This window comes from Streptomyces sp. CA-294286, assembly GCF_050947155.1.
In the GTDB taxonomy this organism is placed as follows: domain Bacteria; phylum Actinomycetota; class Actinomycetes; order Streptomycetales; family Streptomycetaceae; genus Streptomyces.
Genome location: NZ_CP192004.1, coordinates 317,158 through 343,549, shown reverse-complemented (window position 1 = coordinate 343,549; position 26,392 = coordinate 317,158). Strand labels below are relative to the sequence as shown.

General features: G+C 72.1%; 18 protein-coding genes and 1 pseudogene. 10 read left to right on the top strand and 9 right to left on the bottom strand.

The genetic code is table 11. The features are described from left to right. The first annotated feature begins 108 nt into the window (after positions 1–108). Complete coding sequence (locus tag ACQPZG_RS01570) at positions 109–501, top strand: nuclear transport factor 2 family protein (protein WP_433544591.1); 393 nt, start codon at positions 109–111, stop codon at positions 499–501. Between the two features lie 83 nt (positions 502–584). Here ACQPZG_RS01570 and ACQPZG_RS01565 read toward each other — a convergent pair whose 3' ends face one another. Next, on the bottom strand, positions 585–1,649 hold the full coding sequence (locus ACQPZG_RS01565; RefSeq protein WP_433543931.1) for an alpha/beta hydrolase fold domain-containing protein: 1,065 nt from the start codon (positions 1,647–1,649) through the stop codon (positions 585–587). After that, positions 1,646–2,203 (bottom strand): quercetin 2,3-dioxygenase, encoded by a 558-nt coding sequence (locus ACQPZG_RS01560; protein ID WP_433543930.1) that lies wholly within the window; start codon positions 2,201–2,203, stop codon positions 1,646–1,648. Before ACQPZG_RS01560 ends, ACQPZG_RS01565 begins: the two co-directional genes overlap by 4 nt. Before the next feature lie 195 nt (positions 2,204–2,398). Here ACQPZG_RS01560 and ACQPZG_RS01555 point away from each other — a divergent pair, with 195 nt between their 5' ends. After that, positions 2,399–2,878 (top strand): MarR family winged helix-turn-helix transcriptional regulator, encoded by a 480-nt coding sequence (locus tag ACQPZG_RS01555; RefSeq protein WP_433543929.1) that lies wholly within the window; start codon positions 2,399–2,401, stop codon positions 2,876–2,878. Positions 2,879–3,079: 201 nt separating this feature from the next. On the opposite strand, the gene ACQPZG_RS01550 is transcribed toward ACQPZG_RS01555, so the two are convergent. Continuing rightward, a complete protein-coding gene (locus ACQPZG_RS01550; protein WP_433543928.1) occupies positions 3,080–3,544 on the bottom strand; it encodes a GNAT family N-acetyltransferase in 465 nt (154 codons plus the stop codon). Between the two features lie 104 nt (positions 3,545–3,648). Here ACQPZG_RS01550 and ACQPZG_RS01545 point away from each other — a divergent pair, with 104 nt between their 5' ends. Continuing rightward, the gene (locus tag ACQPZG_RS01545) at positions 3,649–4,059 is read left to right on the top strand and encodes a MerR family transcriptional regulator (protein WP_433543927.1); all 411 of its coding nucleotides are present in this window, start codon (positions 3,649–3,651) and stop codon (positions 4,057–4,059) included. Between the two features lie 35 nt (positions 4,060–4,094). Further along, positions 4,095–4,427, top strand: a complete 333-nt coding sequence (gene trxA, locus ACQPZG_RS01540) for a thioredoxin (RefSeq protein WP_433543926.1) — start codon at positions 4,095–4,097, stop codon at positions 4,425–4,427. A 261-nt stretch (positions 4,428–4,688) separates the two neighbouring features. Here the strand turns inward: trxA and ACQPZG_RS01535 are convergent. Together ACQPZG_RS01535 and ACQPZG_RS01530 are read right to left on the bottom strand one after the other, a co-directional pair. Beyond that, a pseudogene (locus tag ACQPZG_RS01535) lies at positions 4,689–5,355 on the bottom strand (class I SAM-dependent methyltransferase). Positions 5,356–5,438: 83 nt separating this feature from the next. Further along, complete coding sequence (locus ACQPZG_RS01530) at positions 5,439–6,020, bottom strand: hypothetical protein (protein WP_433543925.1); 582 nt, start codon at positions 6,018–6,020, stop codon at positions 5,439–5,441. Positions 6,021–6,557: 537 nt separating this feature from the next. Between ACQPZG_RS01530 and ACQPZG_RS01525 the strand changes: the two genes are divergently transcribed. Together ACQPZG_RS01525 and ACQPZG_RS01520 are read left to right on the top strand one after the other, a co-directional pair. Beyond that, positions 6,558–7,430 carry an ABC transporter ATP-binding protein gene (locus tag ACQPZG_RS01525; protein WP_433543924.1) on the top strand — a complete coding sequence of 291 codons (873 nt, stop codon included), beginning with the start codon at positions 6,558–6,560 and terminating at the stop codon, positions 7,428–7,430. Continuing rightward, a complete protein-coding gene (locus ACQPZG_RS01520) occupies positions 7,427–9,988 on the top strand; it encodes an FtsX-like permease family protein (RefSeq protein ID WP_433543923.1) in 2,562 nt (853 codons plus the stop codon). Before ACQPZG_RS01525 ends, ACQPZG_RS01520 begins: the two co-directional genes overlap by 4 nt. A 160-nt stretch (positions 9,989–10,148) precedes the next feature. On the opposite strand, the gene ACQPZG_RS01515 is transcribed toward ACQPZG_RS01520, so the two are convergent. Continuing rightward, on the bottom strand, positions 10,149–11,054 hold the full coding sequence (locus tag ACQPZG_RS01515) for a TIGR03943 family putative permease subunit (RefSeq protein WP_433543922.1): 906 nt from the start codon (positions 11,052–11,054) through the stop codon (positions 10,149–10,151). Then, complete coding sequence (locus ACQPZG_RS01510; RefSeq protein WP_433543921.1) at positions 11,051–12,091, bottom strand: permease; 1,041 nt, start codon at positions 12,089–12,091, stop codon at positions 11,051–11,053. Before ACQPZG_RS01510 ends, ACQPZG_RS01515 begins: the two co-directional genes overlap by 4 nt. 218 nt (positions 12,092–12,309) lie before the next feature. Here ACQPZG_RS01510 and ACQPZG_RS01505 point away from each other — a divergent pair, with 218 nt between their 5' ends. The 3 genes from ACQPZG_RS01505 (at position 12,310) to ACQPZG_RS01495 (ending at position 15,254) form a co-directional block, all read left to right on the top strand. Beyond that, positions 12,310–12,552, top strand: a complete 243-nt coding sequence (locus tag ACQPZG_RS01505; RefSeq protein WP_433543920.1) for a hypothetical protein — start codon at positions 12,310–12,312, stop codon at positions 12,550–12,552. A gap of 399 nt (positions 12,553–12,951) precedes the next feature. Beyond that, positions 12,952–13,608 carry a carbonic anhydrase gene (locus ACQPZG_RS01500; protein WP_433543919.1) on the top strand — a complete coding sequence of 219 codons (657 nt, stop codon included), beginning with the start codon at positions 12,952–12,954 and terminating at the stop codon, positions 13,606–13,608. Positions 13,609–13,664: 56 nt separating this feature from the next. Beyond that, positions 13,665–15,254: a SulP family inorganic anion transporter gene (locus ACQPZG_RS01495; protein ID WP_433543918.1), complete on the top strand. Its 1,590-nt coding sequence runs from the start codon at positions 13,665–13,667 to the stop codon at positions 15,252–15,254. Between the two features lie 132 nt (positions 15,255–15,386). Here ACQPZG_RS01495 and ACQPZG_RS01490 read toward each other — a convergent pair whose 3' ends face one another. Further along, entirely contained in the window at positions 15,387–15,737 is a 351-nt protein-coding gene (locus ACQPZG_RS01490; protein WP_433543917.1) for a DUF6479 family protein, read from the bottom strand. Positions 15,738–15,918: 181 nt separating this feature from the next. Continuing rightward, complete coding sequence (locus ACQPZG_RS01485; protein WP_433543916.1) at positions 15,919–18,933, bottom strand: FG-GAP repeat domain-containing protein; 3,015 nt, start codon at positions 18,931–18,933, stop codon at positions 15,919–15,921. A gap of 265 nt (positions 18,934–19,198) precedes the next feature. Here ACQPZG_RS01485 and ACQPZG_RS01480 point away from each other — a divergent pair, with 265 nt between their 5' ends. Then, the gene (locus ACQPZG_RS01480) at positions 19,199–26,293 is read left to right on the top strand and encodes a polymorphic toxin-type HINT domain-containing protein (protein WP_433543915.1); all 7,095 of its coding nucleotides are present in this window, start codon (positions 19,199–19,201) and stop codon (positions 26,291–26,293) included. The last annotated feature ends 99 nt before the right edge of the window (positions 26,294–26,392 follow it).

Below are 26,392 nucleotides of genomic sequence, written 5' to 3'. Positions count from 1 at the left end.
GGCCCGGACGATGCGTCGGCCTGCTCGGACACCCCCACCGGCCCGGACACCCCCACCGGCCCGGCCGGGCCCACCCGGCCCGCCGAGCCCGCGGCCGTTCTCACGGCCATGTACGCCGCCGAGGCCGCGTACTTCGCCGCCGGTGGGCCGGGCGTGGCCGACTTCGGCGACCTGGCCCGGTTCTTCGCCCCCGACGTGGTGCTCCACCAGGCCGCCGGCCTCCCCTACGGCGGTACGTGGCGGGGCCACGCCGGCATCGAGGGCGGCGTGCGCGCGATGGCCGAGGTCTGGGAGCTGTTCGAGTTCGTCGAGCAGGACTTCCTCGTCACCGGAGAGACGTCGGTGGTCCTGACCCGGGTACGCGCCCGTGCCCGTGCGACAGGCCGTGAGCTGAGCTTCCCGATCCTCCAGACCCTCACGGTCAGGGACGGGCGGATCGCCGAGGTACGGCCGTTCTACTGGGACACCTGGGCGATCGCGGACGCTTGCGCGTTGCCGTAGAGCGATGCCCCCGGGGGAACGTGCGGAGTGGGACGGCCGCTCCCCGACGTTGCGCGGCCGTCCCCACTGCCCTGCCCGTGCGCTCAGTCGGTGAGGCCGACCAGGGCGCGGGCGAAGTCGAGCGAGTACGTGAAGACCTCCGCCACCGTTTCCTGCGACACGCCGTGCCAGCCGTGGTCCGCGCCGGGGACCAGGCGCAGTTCGGCCCGGACGCCACAGCCCTTCAGAGCGGCGGCGAGGTCCTCGCTGTGCGAACACGGGACCATGCTGTCCGCCGCGCCGTGCACGAGGAGGAACGGAGGTGCGGCCGGGTGCACCTGTGCGAGGGGGCTCGCGGTCCGGGCGAGTGCGGGGACGGTGGCCGCGGGCGCACCGAGGAACCACGCGTCGGGTGTACCTGCGGCATGCGGGGAGTAGTAGCCGCGGGGCGTGGTGAAGTCGCTCGGCCCGTACCAGACGACGGCACCGGAAAGAACGACGGCGGCCTCGGGCCGCATGGGGGCGGCCTCGGGCGTCGTGGTGGCGGGCACGGCGGTTCCGGGGGCCGGCCCGGTGGTTTCCGGCTCGGACGCGGTGATCCCGGTGGCGGGCATATCCGGGCCGGGTTCGGGTCGGGTGGTTCCGGACTCGGATGCGGAGCCTGTGAGGGTGAGCAGCGAGGTCAGGTGGCCGCCCGCCGACTCGCCCCACACCACCGTCCGCCCGACGTCGACGCCCAGTTCGTCGGCACGCAGCGCCAGCCACCGCAGGGCGGTGCGCAGGTCCTCCAGCGGGGCCGGGAAGACGGCCTCGCCGCTGAGCCGGTAGTCGACGGCGGCCACCGCGAAGCCCGTCTCCGCGATGCGGGCGAGCGGGCCCGGGGTCCACTGCCGGGTGTGCAGCCCCATGTCGTCGCGCCGGCCGCGCCGCCAGGCCCCGCCGTGCACGAACAGGACCAGGGGGGCGGAGGGGGCGGGGGCGGCGGGGAGCCAGAGGTCGAGTTCGAGGGGGCGGCTGCCGTCGAGTTCTCCGTACGGGACGCCGCGCAGGTGCCGTACGCCGGAAGGGAGTTGTGCGGGGGGCGGGAGGGGGGCGCCGTCCGGGTGCGGCGCCCGGAGCAGGAGCGGGAGGGGGATCGGGGCGTCCGCGTCGTCGTCCGGGGCGGTCACTGGGTGTGCCACTGGTGGTCGGGCAGGAAGCGCACGTCGAATTCCCGCGGCACGGTGGCGAACTTCTGCGGCTCCGGGACGACCGGCACGTGCGGCAGGCCCATCTCGTCGGCGGGCGTGCCGAGGTTCTCGAAGAACCGCTCGAAGGTACGGCCCGGCCCCGCGGCGACGCCGACGACCTGGCTGTGATGTCGTTCCATGCGGTAGGAGTGCGTGCAGTTCTTGGGCACGAAGCCGAAGTCGCCGGGGGTGAGCAGGCGTTCCGTCTGTTCGCCCGCCAGGTCCTCGACGAAGAGCCGGACGGCGCCCTGGGTCACGTAGAAGACCTCGTGCGTGTCGGCGTGCAGGTGAGCCGGGATGATGTCGCCCCTGGGGCCCTCGACGGTGAAGAAGTTGAAGGTGTTCTCGGTCTGCTCGGCACCCGCGTACACGGTCACCAGGTCGCCGAAGAGGTGCGCGCGGTCGCCCTCGCCCCTCTCGATGACGTAGGGCTTCGTGGGGTCGGCCGGTATGCGCGAGGCCCGGCGGTAGCGGGTGGCGTATTCGAGGGTCATGCGGACTCCGTGGGATGGGGCGGCTGCTCCTGCCGTTCCGGGGGAGGCGGGACGGGATTGCCCCGCAGCCCGGTGCCGTGCAGCAGCGCCGAGTATCTATGTCAGGCACCCTGACATATGATTCCGCTGTGCAGCAACTCGCGGGTGGTGAACTCGCGCACCGCTCCGATCGCCGATCCGTCCCGTGAGGAAACCATGCGCCACCCCCCGCACCGCCAGCTGCCCCGACTCCTCGGCGAGGCCCGCCGCTGGTTCGAGGAAGCGATGTTCGCCGCCCTGGAGGCGGCGGGAGAGCAGCCGGTGTCCGCGCCGCAGGCGCAGCTCTTCTCCGTACTGGAGGACGGCGGCACCACCGTCTCCGAGGCCGCCCGCCGCATGGGCGTCACCCGGCAGACCGCCCACCAGGCGGTGCACGGCCTGGTCGCCGCCGGAATGCTGGAGCAGGTCCCCGACCCCGCCTCCGCCCGCAGGCGCCTGATCCGCCGCACCGCGGCGGGCGAACGGGTGCACCGGCAGGCGGAGCTGATCCTGGAGGGCCTGGAGGAGCGCCTGGCCGAACGCATCGGCCGGGACGCGGTGAACGCCCTACGTGCGGCCCTCGAAACCCCGTGGGGAGACCCTCCGACGCCGGCACTCGGGACGTTGCGGGAATCCGGTCCGGAGGCCACGGGCTGACCGGCCGGTACCGCTCGGTGGGGCCGGTCGGGGTCCCGGTTCGGTGGGGAGAACGGCGTGTCCGCTCGTGGCGCAGGGGCTGCGGTGCCCCCGACGGGGCGAGCGGGGCGGGCGGGGTGGGTGGGCGGGGCGAGCGGGGTCGGCAGGGCCGGAGCGGTGAGCGGGTCAAGCGGGGCCGGCAGGGCCGGAGCGGTGAGCGGGTCAGGGGATCGGCGTCAGCTCGCGCTCGAAACACAGCGACGTGCTTTCCAGGCCCGCGTACGTGCCGAAGTTGGGGATGCGGCGGTATCCGGAGCGGGTGTAGAAGCGCACCGCGTCCGGCTGGGAGAGGCCCGTCTCCAGGCGCACGCGGGTCCAGCCGCGGTCCCGGGCCCACTGCTCCAGGAACTCCAGCAGCGCGGGAGCCACGCCGGTACCGCGTCCGGCCGGGATCACGTACATCCGCTTCAGTTCGCCCGCCGCGCCCCCGAGGTCGCGAAGTCCCGCACAGCCCAGGGGAGTTCCGTCGTCGGCGCGGGCCAGCGCGAACAGTGCGATGTCGGCGGCGGTCGGAGCGGCACCGGGCTCGCTGTCGGAGGTGCCGTACCGCAGCGCGATCTCGGCGCGCTGAGCGGCGCGCAGGGCGACGGCGTCGGGGTGCTCCCACATCACTTCTTCGATCTTCATGGGCGCCGATTCTGACCGCTGATTGTTTCCGGCGGGTGAAACGGTCTCCGACGGCCTCCCGGCTCCTTGCCCTGACGCCCGCGTCAAGGTCTAGCGTCGTCCCCATGCGCATCGGTGAACTGGCGGAACAGGCCGGGGTCAGCACCCGGACCCTGCGGTACTACGAGTCCCGCGGCCTGCTGGCCGCCCGTCGTGCGGTCAACGGATACCGCGTGTACGGCGACGACGACCTTCGGCTCGTGGAGCAGATCCGTACGCTCCAGGACTTCGGGTTCGGCCTTGAGGACACCCGGCCGTTCGTCGAGTGTCTGAACGCCGGGCACCCGGCCGGGGACGCCTGTCCCGCCTCGCTCGACGTCTACCGGCGCAAGCTCGCCGAACTCGACGTGCTGATAGCGGAGTTGACGACCGTGCGTGACCAGGTGGGGGCCCAGTTGGTACGGGCCGAGGCGGATCTTCCGGACGGGCCGACGCCACTGTGCGAACTCGGTCAGTCGTACACAGCGAACAGGTGACGCCGCACAGACGGCCGCCACGAGAGAGGACGAACATGTTCAGAACAGCGGGGCTGGGCGAGGCCACGGACGCGAACTTCGACGAGGTGGTGCTGAGGTCCGACCTCCCGGTGCTCGTGGAGTTCGGGGCCGACTGGTGCGGCCCGTGCCGCCAGATCGCGCCCGTACTCAGGGCGATGGCCGAGGAGGAGCGGGGCAGGCTCACGATCGTGCAGCTCGACGTGGACACGAGCCCCGGTACCGCTGCCGCGTACGGCGTGCTGGCGGCCCCCACGCTCATGGTCTTCCGGGGAGGCGAGCCCGTGCGGTCGATAGTGGGCACCCGGCCCAAGCGGCGACTGCTTCAGGAGCTTGAGGAGGTCCTCTGAGCGTTACGGTCGCGCAGGGCGGATGACATGTGAGGTACGGCGTACGTCACATGCCGTCTGATGTACGACATGGCAGGTACGACATATGTGACATGCCATCTGATGTATGACATGTCGTGTACGGCATACGACGCACGGGTGGAGTGCGGCGGGCGGCAAGCGGACGGGCGGCGGGCGGACGGGCGGACGGCCCCGGTGTCGGCTCTTCCGGAGGCCGTCCCGCCCGTGACGGGTGCGGAGCTGTGGTGCGACGTCCGGTTGTCAGGCGGGGCGCTGGGCCATGACGACCACGCTCGGCCCGGTGTGTTCGTCCGGGGGGAGCCGGAGTTCGGCGACCGGGCGCAGCCCGGCCTGCTCGATCAGCTGCACGAGCTGTTCCGGTTGCCACTTGTACGTCGTCCATCGCACGGGCACGTCCCCGTACGCCTCGGTGCGCACCTTGTCCTCGTCGCCGACATGGGTCCCGGTGATGAAGTGACCGCCCGGCTTCAGGGCGCGGGCGAACTGGGCGAGGACCTGGGGCAGGACGTCGCGGGGGAGGTTGAAGAGCGACCACCATCCCAACAGGCCGCCGAAGGAGGCATCAGGGAGGTCGAGTTCGGTGGCAGAGGCGACGCGGAAGCGGCATTCCGGATGGAGTCGGCGGGCGTTCTCGATCATGCGGGGCGAGAGGTCGACCCCGGACACGTCGAGTCCGCGTTCGGCGAGGTAGGCGGTCACCGTGCCGGGACCGCAGCCGACGTCGAGGACGGGTCCGAGATCGCCCACGGTGTCCGCGAAGGCGTCGATGGCCGCCTTCAGCCACGGGTGGCGGCGGATGTCGCCCATCCGTGGTCACCACCATGTGGGCGTAGTTGTCCGCCACCCGGTCGTAGGACTCGCGGACCGTGTCGAGATCGGCCGGGCGGTCAATGTGAGGTGTACGCATCACCCCACACTAGGGTGGCGATCCAGCCGCGCGCGCGCCCCTCGCCCCTCACCTCGGCGACCTCACCCCTCACCTCGACGGCCTCAACGAGCGGGCCCGGTCGAGCCGTCGTCCGCCCCCGGCTCGTCGTCCGCCGCGCCTCCACCGCCCGTTACCGCCGAGTCGTGGACGTCGCCCAAGGGGTCCTCCGCGCACCGCTCCGGCGCTGAGAGCGCGGCATCGTACGCGGCGCGGGGGAAAACGTACGGACCCAGCGGGAGTTCGCCCCACTCCTCGCGGTGGGGCTGGCGGAAGCCGGACCAGGTGACCGTGTCGGGGGCGAGCGAGATGACGGCCAGCAGGGGCCAACAGGCCCACACGCCGCAGAGGCAGCCCAGGACCGGGGTGTCGCCCATTTCGGTGAACTCGGCGACCGGGTCGCCGTGGAAGTGACGCGCGAGGTCGCCGAGTTCCTCCAGTGAGAGGCCGTTGTGCTGGGGGTCGGCGAAGTCCGGGTCCTCGGCATCGTCCCCGTCCCCGTCCGCCCCGCGTTCCCGGAGCCGCAGCTCGAAGGTCGCGTCGGCGGCGTACGTACGCAGGTCCGTGCCGTCGACGCGGACGCCGACGAGCGGGGAGCCGGTCGCGGGTGCGTTGGACGGGTAGGTGAAGAACTCGATGCGGTGCATGACGGCCATTGTGGTCGGAGGCATCGACGCGGGGACCGACTTTGCGCGGGCGTCTGGTGTTGCGGTTGTTTGCGCGGCGTGACGCCATGGCGCGGGCACTGGGGTACGCCGTCTGTGGTGACGGCTGCGGCGCGTGCCGGGCGAACGACAGGTGGCGCCCCGCCGGTTTCGTTTCCGTGGCGGGCGACGTCCTGCCGGTTTCGTTCGCGTGGCGGAGGGCGCCCTGCCTGTTCTGTTCCCGTGGCGGGCGACGCCCCGCCGGTTCCGTTTCCGTGGCGGGCGACGCCTTGCTGGTTTCGTTCGCGTGGCGGGCGACGTCCTGCCGGTTTCGTTCCCGTGGTGGGCGACGTCCTGCCGGTTCCGCTCCGCTCCCCGTCGTCACGGTTCCGCGGGCGAGCGAGAGGGGTGGCTCCCTCGCAGGTGGGGGGCTAGCACCACCTGGTTTCGCGTGGTTGGCCCCATGGTTCGCCGGGCTTCCGCTTCCTACCGTTGGGGAGGTAGCGAGCAAGCAGTTCGAGCAGATGAGAGTGGGACTCCATGGCCTTCCGCCGAGACCGTACGTACACCGGGACGCGGACCACGCGCCCCAGGAGCGAGGCCCCGGCGGCCCCCGTGTGGCCGCAGGCGTCGCCGCGTCCGGCGTCCGTCTCCGCGCCCGCCGTCGAACTCCGCGCCGTGGCCCGCAGTTACGGGCGGGGGGCCGCCGCCGTCCATGCGCTGCGCGGCATCGACCTCGTCCTCGCACGCGGCGGGTTCACCGCGGTGATGGGACCCTCCGGTTCCGGGAAGTCGACCTTCCTGCAATGCGCGGCCGGACTCGACCGCCCCACCTCCGGGGACGTCCTGCTCGGCGGCGAGTCCATCTCCGCGCTCCGGGAGGACCGGCTCACCGAACTGCGCCGCTCGCGGATCGGGTTCGTCTTCCAGTCCTTCAACCTCATCCCCTCCCTCACCGTCGCGCAGAACGTCCTGCTCCCGCAGCGCCTCGCCGGTGCCCGTCAGGACCGCCGCCGCGCCCAGGAACTGCTGGCCGAAGTCGGTCTCCCGGAGCACGGCGACCGCCGTCCCGCCCAGCTCTCCGGCGGCCAGCAGCAGCGCGTCGCCATCGCCCGCGCCCTGATCACCAGCCCCGAAGTGGTGTTCGCCGACGAACCGACCGGCGCGCTGGACACCCGTACCGCCCAGGAGGTCCTCGGCCTGTTGCGCCGCGCGGTGGACACCATGGGTGCGACCGTCGTCATGGTCACCCACGACCCGGTCGCCGCCTCGCACGCCGACCGTGTCCTCTTCCTCGCCGACGGCTGCCTCGCCGGCGAACTCCACCGGCCCGACCCGCGGTCCGTCGCCGCGCACATGGCCGACCTGACCGCCGTCCGCCGCCCGCACGAGTACGCCGGGAGCGCAGCGTGAGGAACGGTCTCGCCCGCGCTTCCCTCCGGTTCCGTCCCGCGTCCTTCGTGGGCAGCTTCGTCGCCCTGCTCCTGGGGGCGGCCGTCATCGCGGCGTGCGGCGCCCTCCTCCAGACCGGGCTCGTCGCGAAGGTCCCGCCGCAGCGGTACGCGCACGCCCCGGTGGTCGTCGCCGCCGACCCCTACACCTCGCTCACCGTGGACCGCGGCGCGGACTCCGAGGAGGTCTCCGCTCCGCTGCCCGAACGCGCCCGCGTGGCAGGCGACTTGGCGGCACGGATAGCCTCCCGGCCCGGGGTCGCCTCGGTGGTCCCCGACCTGTCCTTCCCCGTACGGCAGGACGTACGGCAGGACCACGCCGAGGTGGGCACGCAGCCGCCCCTGACCGCGGGCAGCGTCAGTGCGGCCGGCCCCCTCCTCGCGGGCCGCAACCCGGCCCCGGGTGAGGTCGTGCTCTCCCGGCAGGCCGCCGACGCGGCCGGCGTGCGGATCGGCGACCGCATCGCCCTCACGGCCCCCGGCGGCGGTGCCGCCCACCGGGTCTCCGGGCTGGCCGCCCCCTCGCCCCTCGGGGCGGGCGTCTGGTTCGAGCCCGGTGACGCGGGCCGCCTCTCCGGGCATCCCGGCCGGGTCGACGCCCTCCTCGTCACCCCGAAACCCGGCACCGGCACCGAGGCCCTCGCCGCCGAGGTGCGGCAGGCCGTGGACAGCGCCTCCGGGGCCCAGGCACACGTGCAGGTCCTCACCGGCGACGACCGCGGCATGGCCGAACTGCCCGCACTGGCCGCCGGGAAGACGTACCTCATCGGTCTGGGCGGCTCCTTCGGCGGCGTCGCCGCGCTCACCGCGGTCTTCGTCGTGATGGGCACGATCGCGCTGTCCGTGACGCAGCGGGCCCGCGAGTTCGCCCTGCTCAGGGCGATCGGTGCGACCCCGAAGCAGATCCGCCGCACGATCGCCGCCGAGGCGATGATGCTCGCCCCGGCCGCCGGGCTCCTCGGCGCGATACCCGGGTACGCGCTCGCCCGCTGGTGGTTCGGCGAACTCGTCGCCCGCGGAGCCGTCCCGCCTCAAGTCACCCTCAGTACGGGGGTGTTGCCGGTGCTGGCGGCCGTTGCCCTCAGTACCCTGGCCGCTCTCGGCGCCGGGCGCGCGGCCGCCCGCCGGCCCGCGAAGCTCCGCCCCGGCCAGGCCCTCGGCGAGGCCGCGCTGACCCCGCCCGACCCGGGCAGGGCACGGATCGGCTTCGGCATCCTCTTCTGTGCCGGCGGTGCGTCCCTCGGCGCGATCGCCTCGCAGCTCGACGGGGACGCCGCCGCGCAGACCGCGCTGGGCGTGGTCATGTGCTTCCTGGCGGCCGTAGCCCTCCTCGGCCCGCTGATCGCGCGTCTCGCGACCGCCACCCTCGGCCTCCCGCTGCGCCGCGCCGGCGCGCCCGGCTCCCTCGCCGCCGACAACACCCGCGCGAACGCGCGCCGACTGGCCTCCGCCATCACCCCGCTCGTCATGGTGACCGCCTTCTGCGGCACGCTCGTCTTCCTCCAGAGCACCCTGCGCGAGGCCTCCGCGCGCAACGTCGCCGCCGCCGTCACCGCCGACCACGTCCTCACCCCCGCCGACCCCTCCGGCCCCGGCCTCCCGGCCGACACCGCCGCGCGTGCCGCCGCGCTCCCCGGCGTCCGCAGCGCCCACGGAATCCTGCGTACCGGCGTCGTCCACGAGTCCATGGACAACCTCGCCACCGCCACCGCCCTGGGCGTCTCGGGCAACCCCGCCGACCTCCCGAACGTCCTCGACCTGGGCGTACGCACGGGATCCCTCGCCGCCCTGGGCACCGCCCGCGACACCGTCGCACTGGACAAGAACGTCGCGGGCGCCCTCGGCGTCGCGGTCGGCGACCGGGTCCCGCTGCGCCTCGGCGACGGCACCCACGTCGCGCCGAGGCTGGTCGCCACGTACACCCGCGGGCTGGGCGTCGGCCAAGTGCTCATGCCGCGCGACGCCCTCGCCGCGCACGTCTCCGCGCCGTACGACAGCCAGGTCCTCGTCGCCGCGAAGGCGGGCGTACAACCGGCGGGCCTGGAAGGCGGGTTGGCGAAGCTGGCACCGCTCGCCACCGTCACCGACGCCGCCGGGTACGGGGTGCAGGCCGACCTCGCGCAGGAGCTCGGTTCCTGGGCCAACACCGTCATGGCCGCCGTCCTGGGTGGTTTCGCCGCGATCTCCGCCGCCAACACCCTCGTGATGACCGTTTGGGACCGCCGTCGCGAAGTCGGCCTGCTGCGGCTGTCCGGCACCACGCGCCGCCAGGTCAGGGGCATGATGCGCTGGGAGGCCCTGTTGGTCGCCACCACCGGACTGCTGCTCGGCGCGGCGATCGCCTGGGCGACGCTCCTGCCGATCGCGCGCGGCGTCACCGGCTCGGGCCCGCACATCCCGCCGACGCTGGCGCTTCCGCTGGCTGCCGGGGCCGTACTGCTCACCCTCACCGCGACGGCCCTCCCCACCCGTGGGCTCCTGCGGGTGCGGCCGCTGGAGGCGGGGGCGGGAAAGCAGTAGTAGAAGCAGAAGCAGCAGAAGCAGTGGGGGAGAAGAAGGAGGGGCCGCGCGAAGCGGTGGCGGGCGGGCGGGGCTGTGCCGCTCCCGCCCGCCCGTGCCCTGGGTCTCGGCGCGCCCGCCCGTGCCCTGGGCCTCGGCGCGCCCGCCCGTGCTCCGCGCCTCAGCGTCCGGGAGCCCGGTCGACGTAGGGGTTCGCCGGCTCCGGGATGCGTTCCAGGGTCGCGACGTCGAGACCGATCGCCGCCGAAGTGGTGCCCAGCGTGCCCTCCGGACGCCAGGTGCCGGTGACCCGTACCCAGGTGTCGGCGGGCGGGGCCTTCCAGCCGTGCGCGGCGACGCTCAGGGACTGCGAGTCGGCGGCGCAGCAGGAGACCAGGAGGCGGGTCAGCTTCCAGGTTCCGTTCTTGCCCGGGGTGACGAAGCCCTGGAGTACGACGGTGCGGCCCTTGAGGCTGCCGCTCTCCTCCTGCTGGAGGCGGGCGACGTACTCGGTCATCGAGAGGGGGACGGGACCGGACGCGGGCAGGGGGGTGAAGCTGTCGTAGTCGACGACGAGCTGCGGGCTGTCACGGGCGGCCGTGTACGCGCCCAGGGCGGGCGGCGCGAACAGGAGCAGCGCCAGGGCGGGCGGCAGGAGCAGCCAGGCGACCCGGGGCCCTCGGGAATGGTCGTGCCCGTGGTCCGAGGCGGAGGTGGAGACGTGGTCGGAGGCGGGGCCGGAGGCCGGGGGGCGGGCCAGGTCGATGCCGTGCTCCGGGGCGTGCCCGTGGCCGGGGCCGGCATCGGACGCGTGCTGGTGCGCGGGGTCGCCGGGTCCGGCGTCGTCGCCTCCGGCCGGGTGGGCGTGGGCCTCCGGCGGCGCGCCGGACCGACGCCGCGTCGGCAACGGCAGGCCGTCCCGGGCCACCCCCAGCGCGCCCAGCGCCGTCAGCATGAGGCCCGCCACCACCACGTACGGTTGCAGTCCCTCCTTCACGTACCGCAGGCAGATGTCGCTGAAGAGCGAGATCCGGAGCACTCCCGCCCCGAGGAGCAGCAGGAGCACGTTCTGCAGGCGGGGCCTCACAGCAGCCACCAGCCCGTCAGCGCGGTGCAGGCCACGGCCACGACGGCGGTCGCCGCCGAGAACCGCCAGGCGAAGGCACGGCCGAAGGTGCCGGCCTGGAGGGCGATCAGTTTGAGGTCGACCATGGGGCCCACCACCATGAACGCCAGCCGGGCCGTCGGTGAGAACCCCGTCAGCGAGGCCGCCAGGAAGGCGTCGGCCTCCGAGCAGACGGCGAGGACGATGGCCAGCGCGGCGAGGAAGAGCACCGACAGCCAGGGGGAGTCGGCGAAGGTGTCCAGCACTGAGCGCGGCACCGTGACGTTGAAGGTGGCGGCGGCCATCGCCCCGAGGACGAGGAAGCCGCCCGCGTGCAGGAAGTCGTGCTGGAAACCGGCCCGGAACTCCTCCCAGCGGCTGTTCCCCGGTGCGTGACCGGAGTGGCGTGCGGGCATCCGCAGCCACTTCGCTTGGCCGAACCGCAGCCACAGCCAGCCCATCACGGCGGCGGTCGCCAGGGAGGCGACCAGACGGGCGGCGACCATCTCCGGCGCGTTGGGGAAGGCGACGGCCGTGGAGACCAGGACGACCGGGTTGATCGCCGGGGCCGAGAGGAGGAAGGCGAAAGCGGCGGCGGGCGTCACTCCGCGCCGGATGAGACTGCCCGCGACCGGCACCGACGCGCATTCGCAGCCCGGCAGGACGACCCCGGCGGCACTCGCCACCGGAACCGCGAGCGCCGGGTTGCGCGGCAGCATCCTGCCGAAGACGTGCGCCGGGACGAAGGCGTTGACCGCGCCGGACACCAGGGTGCCCAGGAGCAGGAACGGCAGCGCCTGTACGAGGACGGACACGGTGATCGTCTGCCAGGCGCGGAACCCCGCGCTCGTCAGCAACTCGTCCAGCCCCGCCGCCCAGCCGATCCCGCACACGGTCAGCATCGAGACGACGCCCGCCACCCGCACGGAGGCCGGGGTGGCACGGTCCGTACGGGCATGGAGCGCCGCCGGGTGCGTGGGCGGGAGCGGCGGCGCAGCCGGTATGTCGGGTTCGTTCACATCGGCTCCGGACGTCGTGCGGGAAGAGAGCGGGCCCGTGGATCCCTGGTGGGTTCAGGACCATGAGCATTATGCTGCCCGCGCGACCCGGGCCGACGTGGGCGGTCCGCGGTACGGCCGCGCGGGCCGAGTGGTGCGCTCCCCGGCGACGCGCGCGGCGACACGCCCGGACCTCCGGCCGTCGGACACTTCCCGGCCGGGGAGGAGCGGAGGGGCACGTGCTCGAAAACCTGCTCGTCGGCCTCGGCGCCTTCGCGGGCCTCGGGCTCGTCTGCCTGCTGCCGATGCTCCTCGTTCCGACGCCCAGGGAGTGGTGTCGTACCTGCAAGCACCAGCGGTACGACCACGCGGACGGCACCGGGACGTGCACCGGGGACGAGTTCGGCTCGGAACTCGCCCCCATCGGAACCTGCCGCTGTTCGGAATATGTACCGAACGGGGTCACCCCTGAGAGTGATTGACGACGTGTCGGCTGCCTTCGAATTCCTGAGCACCGGGAAACCGGCTTCCGGAGTGGAGCAAGCAGGCATGTCTTGCGGCGCATTGCGACCGCGTGGCGTCCACTATGTGGGAACCCCCGCCCCGGAAAATCACAGAAAGCGACCGGAATTGGCCACAATGCTTCAGGAATAGCCAATCCTGCCCCTGGTCAACGGTTGATCGCTGGACCAAACCCCAGGTCAGTAGCGGTAATTACGCATTCTTTGGCAGAAATTTGCTCTGTCACCGAAGGTTAATGTGATGGCAAAGTGGGAGTCGCGGTAGCCGTCCAGGCTGGACCGACCGGACTTCCACCGTGACCACCGACCCGACCACACCGCGTCCCGGCCCTGCCGGAAGGACGCAGGAGGCAGGCCACCTTGAAGACCCTGATCGACCACGCCCGCTCCTTCGCCGCGACCCACGTGGCGGATCCCCGCAACACCGAGGCATTCCGTGCCCTGGGGGCAGGGCAGGCACCCGAAGCGCTGTTCATCACCTGCTCCGACTCGCGTGTCGTCCCCGCCCTGATCACCGGAGCGCGCCCCGGCGAACTCTTCGAACTCCGCACGGCGGGCAACGTCGTGCCGCCCTACCCGGCGACCGGACATCCGGACGTGCCCGGCGGCCCCCACGCCCACCCCCGGAGCGAGGCCGCCACCGTCGAGTACGCCGTCTGCGTGCTGGGCGTCCGCGACATCGTCGTCTGCGGGCACTCGCACTGCGGTGCGGTGGGCGCACTCGTACGCGGCGAAGACCTGTCGGCCGTACCGGCCGTCCGCGACTGGCTGGAGCACTCCGTCGCGCCGGACGCGGCACTGCGCTCGACGGCACCCGACACGGCGGACGTCGCGGAAGCCGTCCAGGCGCACGTCCTCGCGCAGGTCGAGAAGCTGCGCGCCTACCCCTGCGTACGGGACCGCCTGGCCGACGGCACGCTCGCCCTGCACGCCTGGTACTACGAGGTCCACACGGGGAGGGTCACCGCGCACCGTCCGACGTCCGAGCCGGCCCGCCCCGCCTTCGTACCCCTGTGAAGGCCGCCGAGCCCCACGACCGTACGGCCGCTCCTCACGACGGGACTCTCGCACCCATGTCCACCAGGACCCCCACACCTGTGCCCCCCGAAAGCCCCGAACCGGCCTCCGCGCCGACCCCGGCCCCGGCCACCCCCACGCCTCCCTCCACCAACCGCTTCCGTCCCCTGCGCGAGCCCGGCGTCCTGCGCCAGGACCTGCTCGCCTCGCTCGTCGTCTTCCTCGTCGCCCTGCCGCTGTGCGTCGGCGTGGCCGTCGCGTCCGGCGTGCCCGCCGAACTCGGGCTGGTCACCGGCATCGTCGGCGGACTGGTCGTCGGCTTCCTGCCGGGCAGCGCGCTCCAGGTCAGCGGGCCGGCCGCCGGACTGACCGTGCTCGTCTTCGAGGCGGTACGCGAGTTCGGCCTCGGCATGCTCGGCGCGATCGTGCTGCTGACGGGCCTGCTGCAGACGGTCCTCGGGCTGCTGCGCTGCGGGCGCTGGTTCCGGGCGATCTCGGTGTCCGTGGTCCAGGGCATGCTGGCGGGCATCGGACTCGTACTGATCCTCGGCCAGCTCTACGGCATGGCCGGCGCCGAGCAGCCGCGCTCCGGCCTCGGCAAGCTCGCCGGCCTCCCCTCCCTGCTCTCCGACATCCTCGCCGACCCGGCCGCCCTGAGCGCCGCGGCCCTCGGCCTCGGCACCATCGCCCTGCTGATCCTGTGGCCCAAGCTGCCCCGGGCCGCGCGCGTGGTGCCGGCCCCGCTCGCCGCCGTCGCCCTCGCCACGGCCACCGCCGCCCTGCTGCGCCTCGACGTGGCGAACGTGTCGGTACAGGGTCTGCTGCACGCAGTCCAGCCGCCCGGCCCGAGCGACCTCGCCGCACTCGGCAGTGTCGCCGTCCTCGGCACGGTCCTCGCGTTCACGCTCATCGCGTCCGCCGAATCCCTGTTCAGCGCGGCGGCCGTCGACCGCATGCACGACGGACCGCGCACCCACTACGACCGGGAACTCGTCGCCCAGGGCGTCGGCAACACCGTCTGCGGCGTCCTCGGCGCACTCCCCATGACGGCCGTCATCGTCCGCAGCTCCGCGAACGTCCGGGCCGGGGCCCGTACGCCGCTGTCGCGGATCGCGCACGGCGGCTGGCTGCTGCTGTTCGTGGTGCTGCTCCCGGGCGCGCTCGGCATCATCCCCCTCGCGGCACTCGCGGGCGTACTGATCCACGCCGGCTGCAAGCTGCTGCCGGTCAAGGAGATCGTCCCGCTCGCCCGCACCCACCGGGGAGAGGCTCTCGTCCTGGTGACCACGGCGGTCGCGATCCTGCTGACCAACATGTTCGAAGGGGTACTCATCGGCCTGGCCCTCGCGGTGGCCAAAACGGCCTGGGACACCTCGCAGGCCCAGGTGGAGGTACGGGAGTTGACCGGCGGCCGGATCGTCGTCACCCTCACCGGCAACGCGACCTTCCTGCGGCTGCCGCGCCTCCTGGAGACCCTGGAGGCCCTCCCGAAGGACCGGCCGATAGAGCTGGACCTGACCACCGCCCAGCACCTCGACCACGCGTGCCGCACCACCCTGGAGAACTGGGCGATACGGCACAACGACAGCGGAACGGAAGCGGTCCGGATGAGGACTACCCCGAAGACCGCGCCCCCCGGGCTCTGACTCCTGCGACACCACCCCCGCCCGCCGGCCGGGCCCCGGGCCCCGGTCATCGGGTCCCGGGGCCCCCGGGCCTGGTCCGACCATCGGATCCCGCCCGCCGGGTCCCGCCTCGGGGCCCGGCCCCTCGTTCGCCTAGCTCCTCCGGTGCCGCCCCCCGCCCCCGGCTTCGCCCTCGCCCTCGTGGCCGTTGGGGTCCGGGTGCGTCGACTCGTCGGCGCTCTGCCAGGAGTCCGAGCCCGGCTGCGGCCGGCGCGGCAGGTTCGCGCGGTGCCGGGACGCCCGGCGGCTCCCGTACCAGAAGGCACCGAGCAGCAGGGCGGCGATGAGGATCCCGACCACCAGCATCCACAGGTCCGGGGAGCCTTCCGCGGCGAGCGGGGCGAGGTCCGAGCCCATGAGGTCCGCGCCGAGGGAGCCTGCGCCGACGAGGTCTGCGCCGACGGAATCTGCGCCGACGGGGTCTGCGCCAGTCATGAGGTTCATGCCCTCCCTCTTCCCGCCGCCCCCGCCCCGCTACCGCCGAGCGGCCCCGCCCCGCCCGTATGGCGCACCGGCTGCCGTCCGTCGGAGAGGGAGCCGCCCCGCCGCCGTTCGCTGAGCATGGGCTCATGGAAAGGGCCCGGTGTTGTCCGCGGACAACACCGGGCCCCGCGGAATCCACGCGCTACGACAGGGCCTTGATGGCCTGCCAGCCGCCCGTGCCGACCACCGTCGGCGCGCCGACCAGGCCGGTCCTGCGGCCCGGGACGAACTCCAGGCCGGCCGTCGTGTTCGGCGTCGTCGTCCAGAGGTCCGGGACGCCGTCGCCGTTGGAGTCGCCCGTGGCGGTGAACAGCGGACGGGCGGTCAGGGTCCAGCCGGTCGCGTACGGGGTACGGGTCTTGGCGTCGCTGAGGGCGACCGGGTCGGTGCCGCCGTCCGGGACGCCGTCGCCGTCCGCGTCGCCCGCGGCCCTGCCGTGGTAGACCCAGACGCCGCCGTCGCCGGTGTGCCGGGCGATCAGATCGGTGAAGCCGTCGCCGTCCACGTCACCGGGCGAGGCGAGCTGCATCGCGCCCCAGCCGGTGCCGCCGATCGGATAGCCGGGCTGGATCGAGCCGCCGCCGTAGCCGGGCAGGAACCACAGGCGGTCGCCGATGACCGCGACGAAGTCCGGGTTGTTGGACTCGCCGGGGGTCAGGTCGCCGACCGAGACGATCTGCTTGATGGTGGCCGGGTCGACCGCCGTGCCGGTGTCGGGGTCCTCGAAGAAGTACACCTCCTGGCGGGTGTCGTCGGTGAACTCGCCCTGCCCGTTGTTCGGGTAGAGCCACAGCTTTCCGTCGGACTTGCGGGCCACCAGGTCCTCGTAGAAGTCCTCCGTCCAGTCGCTGCGGTGGGTGAGCAGCGCGCCCGACCAGTTGGCGGCGGTGCCCTGCGGGATCATCGTGGCGACTGCGCCGTCGCCGGTGCCGCCGTACAGCCGCAGCCTGTTGTCGCCGTCGACGGCGAACATGTCGGGCAGCCCGTCGCCGTTGACGTCACCCGGCTTGTCCATGACGCCGGGGCTCTTCACGTAGAACTTGTACGGGTAGAGCGGGCCCGCGTTCTTGGCCGCGTCGAAGGTCTGCACGTAGAGGGTGTGCGGGCCCGGGGTCAGCGGGGTGAGTTTCACGGTGGCGTTGCCGCCCGGGGCGGCGGGCTTGACCGAGTTGTTCGGCGGAGTGCGGTCCAGCGCCCACTTGTACTCGGCGATGTCGCTCTCGCCGTTCGCGCCGAAGGTGAACTCGCCCTCGGTACGGACCAGTGCGCCCTCCTCGTTCTCCGGGAAGATCTCGTTGACGGACTTCACCGTCGGCAGCTTCGAGGGAGCCGTCGGGTCGAAGCCGAAGCGGCAGCCGGGTGCGCCCTTGGTCGGCGTCCAGTCGGAGGCGAAGCCGGCGTCGGCGACGTCCTCGACCTGCGCCTTCCAGGAGAACTGGCCGTTGCTGGCGGCGCGGTGCTGGGCCAGCAGCGCCTTCGGCACCACGACGCTGGCCCGCACGCCCTTGGAGTCCGTGGCCAGGACGGTCTTCTTCACCTTCTTGTCGAAGATGATGCCCGGCGCGACGTCGTGCTTGCCGGTCGCCCACAGGTGGAACTGCACGTTCACGTCCCCGCCGTCCGGGTCCCAGACCTGGGCGGTCAGCGTCACGTCGGTGTTGCCGAGGGTGGTGTACGAGGTCCCGTTGCCGCACTCGGTGCTGTTGACCTTCGTGCTGGGCACGGTGTCCAGCGCCCAGGGCGCCTTCGGCGGCCGGTTGAACTCGACGATCAGCTTGGCGTCCGGCTTGAACTTCTTCCAGCTGTACGTGTCCTTCGCGTCCTCCGCGCTCTTCGGGGCGCGCAGCATGAACGTGATGCTCGACCACGGCTTGGCGGCGGTGGCCGCCTTGACGGCCGCGTCCTTGGCGGTGAAGTCGACGGCCTTGTCGGGGCAGCCGTACGTCTCGTTGCCGTGCGCGTAGTTGCGGCTGTCCTGCCGGGTCAGCTGGGTGGGCTGCTTCGCCCACGTGGTGGCCGAGCTGATCGCTTCGGTCAGGTAGAGCTCGACCGGCTTGGGGGTGCACGACCAGGTGTGCGTCTCGGTGATCTGGAACTGCGCGTCGACCACCTTCACCCCCGCCAGGAACTTGGAGTCGACCCGGAAGTACGAGCGCGCGGTGCCCCCGCTGGACGACTCGTAGCCGACCCGGGCCTCACTGGTGGTGCCGCCGCCCCAGCCGGTGCCGTTCCAGTAGCTGTTGGTCGGGTGCGGCTTGTAGGCGATGGTCCAGGCCTGGCGCTGACCCGTCATGCGCGGGTCGATGTAGACGGGGTACGTCGTCGACGGCGCCTCCAGCAGCTTCTGGTCCGGCGTCAGTGTCAGCCGGTCCTTGGCCACGGCCACGTCCACGTCGGCGCTGCGCGCACCGGGCGTCAGGTCGCTCGGCGGGGTGCTCGGTCCCTGGGCCGGTCCCGTCGCGGCGGTACGCAGCGCTTCGGGGCCCGGGGGCACGGGCTCCTTGCCCGAGGAGTCCCACATGCGGGCGGTGGAGGTGGCGAAAACCGTCTGTCCGGCCGGGTTCAGGGCGGTGAGCGATCCGGACGCCTCGTCCTGACGCAGCGTCAGCCCGTCGGTCTTCATGCCGAAGTCGAGGGAGTCCAGCTCCGGATTGGCCGCCGCCTCCGCCGACTTGACGATCAGTGCCTGGCTGAAACCGTCCACGCTCGCCGCCACGGCGAGGTCCACCCCGGGCAGCACCTCGCGGTACGTGGCGGTGGACCCGTCCAGGACGGGGGCGGGCAGCGGCTTGGGCCAGCTCAGCGAAATGCTGCGGCCCTGGTCGGTCAGGGTGATCAGCGGAGCGGTGCCGCCCGCCGAGAACGTGACCGCACCGGTCGCCGCCTTCGGCGCGATGCGCCCCGCGGCGGGGGCGAGCGTGGTGTCCACGTCCTTCCAGGCGCCCTCCCGGTGCACCCGTACCGGAGCGGTGTGCTGGGTGCGCCGCAGGTTGCCGTTGGGCAGGGCGTGCGTCTCACTGGTCTCGCTGCGCTCGGCGAGGATCTCGACCGGCTTGCCGGTGCGCCGGGCGGTGTCCCGCGCGTGCTGCTCGGATCCGGCCGGCGCCTGTGCCCGGACGGGCGGCTGCGCGGCGGGCTCGGCCGCCGCGCTGCTCAAGGGGGCGAATCCGAGTGCGCTTCCGGCCATTGCCGCCGCGAGGACGACCACCGTGCCGCGCCGTACGGATCCGGGGAAACGGACTACCGGAGCTGCGGCGGGTCCCGCGGGCTCCGGCTTCCGTCTGAATATTTCTGACACGTTTTTACCCATTCTTGGCCGAATGTGTATCGCTCGTGGAGGAGTTGTTGACTTGCTGCGAACTTTAACCCGCCCTTACTGTCTGCACGATCGTTGGATCTGACACTCACGGTGGGGAAGTTTCGTGAAGCAACTCATAACCGAGTTGCGCTATTTGGGGCACTGGCACAGATCTGTGTCATTCGTGGCCTTCATGGCGCTGCTCGTCACCTTCGTCCCGAGCGATCCCGCAGCCGCGGGCTCGGGCAAGCTGCGGCTGGAGGAGCTCAAGCGCGAACGCTCCGTGGGCGGCCGTCCGTTCGCCGCGAGACCGGCACCGCTCAAGGACGACACGGACCGCACCTGGCTGCCGTCCGCCGGTTCGCTGTCCCGGGGAGGCTTCACCGTCGCGGTGACCGCCGGGCAGGACGGTCCGCCGAAGGCGCCCGCGTCCCGCCGGGCGGCGGGCACCCTGCAGGCGGCCCCCGGCACCTCGAACCCCCTCGGCTCCGGGCCCGTCTCGCTGACCAGCCCGACCCCGGCCGACCTCAAGAAGGCGCGCGGCACGGCGAAGGCCCCCGCGGCCCCCGGCAGCGCGGCCCGCGTCGAGCTGAAGGACACCGCGACCGCCCGCCGGGCCGGTGTCGACGGCGTCCTGTTCACCGCCGCCCCGGCCGCCGCACCGACGGCCGCCGAGCCCGCCGCCGGATCCGTCGAGGTCGCCCTCGACTACTCCGCGATCAAGGACACCTACGGCGGCGACTGGGGTTCCCGGCTGCGCCTCGTACGGCTGCCCGCCTGCGCGGTGAGCACCCCGGAGAAGGCCGAGTGCCGCACCCGTACCGAACTGGGCGGCAGCAACGACCCGGCCTCCCGCACCGTCTCCGCCACCGTCGACCTCACGACCCCCTCCCCGGCGGACGCGAAGTCCCCGTCCGGCGCGGAGACCGCCGACGACGCGAAGGCCCCGGCCGACGCGAAGGCCGGAAGCGACGCGAAGTCCCCGGCCGACGCGAAGGCCGGAAGCGACGCGCAGGCCCCGTCCGGCGCCCGCATGGCAGCCGCCGCCGCACCCACCGTGCTCGCGGCGGTCGCCGCGTCCTCCGGCCCCGGCGGTGACCACAGCGCGACCTCGCTGTCCCCGACCGGCTCCTGGACGGCCGGCAGTTCCTCCGGCGGCTTCTCCTGGTCGTACGGCGTGGAGGCGCCCGAGGTCCCCGGTGGCCCGCAGCCCGAGATCTCCCTCGGCTACTCCTCGCAGTCCGTGGACGGGCGCACCGCCTCCACCAACGGCCAGTCCTCCTGGATCGCCGAGGGCTGGGACTACGAGCCGGGCTTCGTGGAGCGCCGCTTCAAGTCCTGCTCCGACGACAAGGCGGCCGTCGACGGCAAGACCCCGAACAACTCCGGCGAGACCGCCGACCTGTGCTGGGGTTCGGACCACGTCGTGATGTCGCTCGGCGGCAACTCCACCGAACTCGTCAAGGACGACGCCTCCGGCAAGTGGCGGCCCGCCGACGACGACGGCACCCGCGTCGAGCGCAGAACCGGCGCCGACAACGGCACCAAGGACGGCGAGTACTGGGTGGTGACGGGCACCGACGGCGTCCAGTACCACTTCGGTCTGAACAAGCTGCCCGGCGCGACCACCCAGCGCACCCACTCCGCCTTGACCGTCCCGGTCTTCGGCAATCACCCGGGCGAGCCCTGCCACGCCGCGACGTTCGCCGCGTCCGACTGCGCGCAGGCCTACCGCTGGAACCTGGACTACGTCGTCGACCCGCTCGGCGACGCCATGACCCTGTGGTGGAACAAGTACACCAACCACTACGGCCAGCACATGAAGGCCGACCAGACCATCGCCTACACCCGCGCCGCGACCCTCGGCCGCGTCGACTACGGGCAGCGTGCCGACGCCCTGTTCGCCGGCCTGCCCGCGGGCCGCGTCAACTTCACCGTCGCCGAACGCTGCATACCCAGCGCGACGTTCGACTGCGCGGAGTCCAAGCGGGTCGCCGCCAACGCCAAGAACTGGCCGGACGTCCCGCTCGACCAGGAGTGCGCCGCCGGGGCCAAGTGCACCGACAAGTACTCGCCGACGTTCTGGTCCACCAAGCGCCTCACGAAGATCAGCACCCAGGTGCTCGCGGGTACGGCCCTGAAGAACGTCGACTCCTGGACCCTGGAGCAGAAGTACCCCGACACCGGTGACGGCACCTCCCCGGCCCTCTGGCTGGAGTCGATCACCCGCACAGGTCACGGAGCCGGCGGCACCGCCGCCATGCCGAAGGTGTCCTTCGCGGGCACCCAGATGGACAACCGCGTCGACGGCGTCGAGGGCCTGCCCCCGTACTCCCGCATGCGCGTGCACGCCATCGACACCGAGACCGGCGGACGCATCGGCGTCACCTACTCCCCGCGCGAGTGCCGGGCGCTCGAACCGCGGAAGATGCCCGCGTCCCCCGAGACCAACACGATGCGCTGCTACCCCCAGTACTGGACCCCCAAGGGCGCCCTCAAGCCCGTCCAGGACTGGTTCCACAAGTACGTCGCCACCGAGGTCCGCGAGGACGACCTCGTCACCGACGCCCCCGACAAGATCACCAGCTACGAGTTCCTCGGCGCGCCCGCCTGGGCCTACGACGACGGCGAGTTCACCGAGGCCAAGCAGCGCACCTGGTCGCAGTACCGCGGCTACGAGCGCGTCCGCACCCGCGTCGGCGGCGGCTCGGACGTCAAGCAGCTCACCGAACACCGCTACTTCCGCGGCATGCACGGCGACAAGCTGCCCACCGGTACCCGCACCGCGTCCGTCGTGGACAGCCAGGGCGGCAGCATCCCCGACCACGGCCACTTCCAGGGCCAGTTGCGGGAACAGATCACCTACGAGTCGGACGGCGGCCCGGTCAACTCCTCGGTCCTGACCGACACCTGGGCCGTCAAGACCGCCACCCGCACCCGCGAGAAGACCACAGCGCTGGAAGCGTGGATGTCCCGCCCGCAGACCGTCACCACCCGTGAGCGGGTCAAGGGCGAGACCTGGCGGACGTCGAAGGAGACCACCAAGTACGACTCCTACGGCCTGCCCGTCGAGGTCGACGAGACGACCGCGGGCGGAAAGCGGCTGTGCACGACGACGTCGTACGCACGCAACACCGTTCTGCATCTGCTGGAGTCGGAGTCGCGTCAGCTCACCCGGCGTGGAGGCTGCGCGGAACCCGCCGGTGAGGTCATCGAGGACACCCGGACGCTCTACGACAACAAGGCGTTCGGTGAAGCTCCGGTCAAGGGCCTCGCCACCGAGATCCAGGAACTGGACGCCGACGGCGTCGGCTACGCCACCACCGACAGGACCGCCTACGACATCCACGGCCGGGAGTCCGAGACCTGGGACGCGGAGAACCGCAGGACCACCGTCGTCAACACCCCGGCCACCGGTGCCCGGCCGGTCAAGACCGTCACCACCGACCCGCTCGGACACACCGAGACCACCGAGTTCGACGACGTCCGGGGCATGCCGGTCAAGGAGACCGACGCCAACAACAAGAGCGCCACGATGCAGTACGACCCGTTGGGCCGACTGCTCAAGGTGTGGGAGATCGACCGGGACCCCGCCACCCAGACGCCCTCGGCGACGTACGACTACACCGTCCGCCGCGACGGGCCCACCGTCGTCACGAACCGCACCCTCAAGGACAACGGCGAGTACGCCGTCTCCTACGAACTCCTCGACGGTCTGCTGCGCGAGCGCCAGACCCAGGACGAGGCGGTCGCCGGACCCGGACGCATCGTGACCGACACCTTCTACGACTCGGCGGGCCGCCAGTGGAAGGCCAACGACGGGTACTACAACGGCACCGAGCCCGAACCCAAACTGCTCCAGGTCGGTGACAACGAGGTCCCCGCGCAGAGCCGGACCACGTTCAACGGCATGGGGCAGCCCTCCGGGGAGATCACCTACCACCGCGGCGTAGAGAAGCTGCGCACCACCACGGAGCGCGACGGCGACGTCTCGACCACGGTCCCGCCCAAGGGCGACGTCGTCACCTCGACCTTCGAGGACGCCGACGGCCGCCCCGTCAAGCTGCGGGAGTACACGAACGACGCCCGCACCGCCTGGCGTGACACGACCTACGAGTACGACGACAACGACCAGCTCGTGAAGGTCACCGCACCCGGCGGTGCCGTCACCTCCTTCGAGTACGACAAGCGCGGCCGGAAGATCGCCAGTACCGACCCGGACGGCGGCCGGACGTCGTTGGTCTACGACAAGCTCGACAACGTCGTGGGCACTGTGGACCCGCACGGCAACACCCTGATCACCACCTACGACCTCGCCGGACGGCCCACCTCGCTCCGTGAGGGCAGCGCCACCGGCCCCAAGCGGATGGAGTGGACGTACGACACCCTCGCCAAGGGCCTGCCGACCGCCTCGATCCGTTACGACAGCGGTCTGGAGTACCGCGAGGAGGTGACTGCTTACGACGGCGCCTACCGGGTCAAGTCGTCCAAGACGGTCATCCCGGCCGAACAGACCGGTCTGGCGGGAACCTACGCGTACAACTACACCTACACGCCTACGGGAAATCTCGCGTACGTGCAGACCCCGGGACTCGGCGGACTCGTCTCGGAGCGCATCGTCTTCCGGTACGACTCCGACGACCTGCCCATCTCCATCAGTGGTGAGGCGCCCTACCTCAACAACGTCCAGTACTCGGCGTTCGGTGAGATCCTGCGCACCGAGGCCGGCCCTGCGGGCCGCAAGGTCTACGGCTCCTACGCCTACGACGAGTTCACCCGCCGTCTCCACCAGACGATCTTCGACCGGTCGGTCAACCCCGGCAGGATCAGCGACACCCAGTACAGCTACGACGAGGCCGGCAACGTCACGCGGATCAAGGACGCGCCGGGCGCGGCCGTGCCCGGCGACGGTGCGGTCGACACGCAGTGCTTCGTCTACGACAAGTTGCGTCAGATGAGTTCCGCGTGGTCGGCGAAGACCGAGTGCGAGAAGGCGCCCACCAAGGACAACGTGGGCGGCCCCGACGCGTACTGGCAGAGCTTCGAGTTCGACGCGGCCGGAAACCGCACCAAGAAGGTCGAGCACCACACCGGCGGCGACGCCACCAAGGACGTCACCCGCACCTACACCTACGGCAAGGCCGGAGTGGGCGGCCCCAACGCGCTCGCCGAAATGAAGTCGAGCGGACCCGAGGGGCAGCAACTCAACACCTTCGCGTACGACAAGGCCGGCAATACCACCAAGCGCCAGCACAACGGCACGACCCAGACCCTTGAGTACGACGTCGAGGGGCAGCTGCGCAAGGTCTCCGAAGCCGTCTCCGGCGGTGGCACCAAGACCACTGGATACCTGTACGACACCGATGGCGAGCGGCTCATCCGTACGGGATCCGACGGGAGCAGGACGCTCTACCTCGGTGAGGCGGAGCTGACGGTCAACCCCGACCAGACCCGGAGGGCCGAACGGTTCTACGCCCACCCGGACGGCGCGGTGTCCGTGCGCGGCACCGGCGGTGTCCGGCAGCTCATGCTGGCCGACCACCACGGTTCCAGCAACACCGTCATCGACCTGGCTGACGGCGGGATGCGGGTCACCCGGCGCAAGATGATGCCCTTCGGCGAAGAGCGCGGCGCTCAGCCCACCACCTGGCCGGGGCAGCGCGGCTTCGTCGGCGGCGTCGTGGACAAGGACACCGGTCTCACCCGGCTCGGTGCGCGTGACTACGACCCCGTGACCGGACGGTTCATCACCGTCGACCCGAAGGTCGACTACGGGCAGGCCGCCACGCTCAACCCGTACTCCTACAGCAACAACGCGCCCGCGACGTACTCCGACCCCACGGGCGAGTTCTTCCCCATCCTGGTGGGCATAGCGGTCCGTATCGCCGTCCAGGCGGCGATACGTGCGGCAGCGCGCCGTGCGGCGCAGATCGCAGCTCGTAAGGCGGCCCAGGCGCTGGCCCGCCGACTGGCGGCAGAGGCGCGCAAGCGCGCCCTGGAGGCCGCCAAGCGCGCGGCAGCCAAAGCGCGCCGTGAGGCCGCCAAGAAGGCCGCCGCCGCCAAGCGTGCGGCAGCCAAGCGTGCGGCGCAGCGTGCCGCCGCGAAGCGTGCGGCGGCCAGGCGCGCCGCGGCCCAGGCCCGTGCCAAGGCGCAACGCGCGGCGGCGAAGCGAGCGGCGGCCAAGAGGGCCGCGGCGCGCCGTGCGGCGGCCCGGCCGAAGCCGCGGCCCAAGCCGCGGGCCCAGCCGAAGCCCCGGACGAAGCCTTCACAGGCCAAGAAGCCTGCCCGTAGAGCAGCCGAAGAGGCCAAGTCGGAGGCCAAGGAGCAGGCATCGGATGCCGTGCAGCAGCAGGTCGAGTGCCGGGTCAACGGCAACAGCTTCCTGCCCGGCACGCTCGTCGTGATGGCGAACGGCAGCAAGAAGCCGATCGAGAGGGTGAAGCCCGGCGAGAAGATCCTCGCCACCGACCCGGCGACGGGCCGGACCACGGTCCAGACAGCCGCTGCGACCATCGTGGGCAAGGGACTCAAGCAGCTCGTCGAGGTCTCGCTCACCGCGCACGGAGACCTCGCGGGCAAGACCGCCAAGGTCACCGCAACCGAGGGCCACCCGTTCTGGGTGCCGTCGCTGGGCCTGTGGGTGGACGCCGGGAAGCTGCGCTCCGGCCAGTGGCTCCAGACGCTCACGGGCGACTGGGTGCAGATCAGTCAGGTCGACGCCTGGACCGAGCAGGCCGTCGTCCACAACCTGACCGTCACCGACGTCCACACCTACTACGTGGTCGCCGGAACGTCCTCGCTCCTCGTGCACAACTGCGAGCCCAGCACGTGGACTCCGGACGAGCAGTACAACGACGCGCCCGGCAGTCCGATGGACAAGCGCCGGAAGGAGAACCAGGCGTTCTACAACACCCCGCCCGAGGTTCACTCGCTGGTCAACGCGCTGATGAACGACCCGAACTACCCGCAGCGCATGACGGGCAAGGCCCCCAACCTGGTGCCCGATGTCTTCATGAACCGGGAGGGCACACGGGCCGGCCGCAACTTCGTGCGCGGCCGGGTGTACGACGACGGCAGCGGCAACCAGCACCGGGTGATCGTGAACGCGGCAGGACAGTTCGCGTACGCGGGGCTGAAGAAGGTCGCCGGTCGCTGGGCCCACAACTACGGATCGATCAACGTCTATCCGTGGGCGAACAGGGGCCGCCAACGCCCCTGACCGACGCATGAGGCGGGCCCGGTGCCGGACGTTCCTGTCCGGCACCGGGCCCGCAGTAGTGTTCGTTCCCCGCAGGGGTGAGACGGGCACACTATGACC

Bases quoted from the DNA above. Each gene is read 5' to 3' on its own strand.
- ACQPZG_RS01550 (WP_433543928.1), bottom strand. From the start codon at position 3,544: ATGAAGATCGAAGAAGTGATGTGGGAGCACCCCGACGCCGTCGCCCTG.
- ACQPZG_RS01495 (WP_433543918.1), top strand. From the start codon at position 13,665: ATGTCCACCAGGACCCCCACACCTGTGCCCCCCGAAAGCCCCGAACCG.
- ACQPZG_RS01545 (WP_433543927.1), top strand. From the start codon at position 3,649: ATGCGCATCGGTGAACTGGCGGAACAGGCCGGGGTCAGCACCCGGACC.
- ACQPZG_RS01555 (WP_433543929.1), top strand. From the start codon at position 2,399: ATGCGCCACCCCCCGCACCGCCAGCTGCCCCGACTCCTCGGCGAGGCC.
- ACQPZG_RS01560 (WP_433543930.1), bottom strand. From the start codon at position 2,203: ATGACCCTCGAATACGCCACCCGCTACCGCCGGGCCTCGCGCATACCG.
- ACQPZG_RS01570 (WP_433544591.1), top strand. From the start codon at position 109: ATGTACGCCGCCGAGGCCGCGTACTTCGCCGCCGGTGGGCCGGGCGTG.
- ACQPZG_RS01530 (WP_433543925.1), bottom strand. From the start codon at position 6,020: ATGCACCGCATCGAGTTCTTCACCTACCCGTCCAACGCACCCGCGACC.
- trxA (WP_433543926.1), top strand. From the start codon at position 4,095: ATGTTCAGAACAGCGGGGCTGGGCGAGGCCACGGACGCGAACTTCGAC.
- ACQPZG_RS01525 (WP_433543924.1), top strand. From the start codon at position 6,558: ATGGCCTTCCGCCGAGACCGTACGTACACCGGGACGCGGACCACGCGC.
- ACQPZG_RS01490 (WP_433543917.1), bottom strand. From the start codon at position 15,737: ATGAACCTCATGACTGGCGCAGACCCCGTCGGCGCAGATTCCGTCGGC.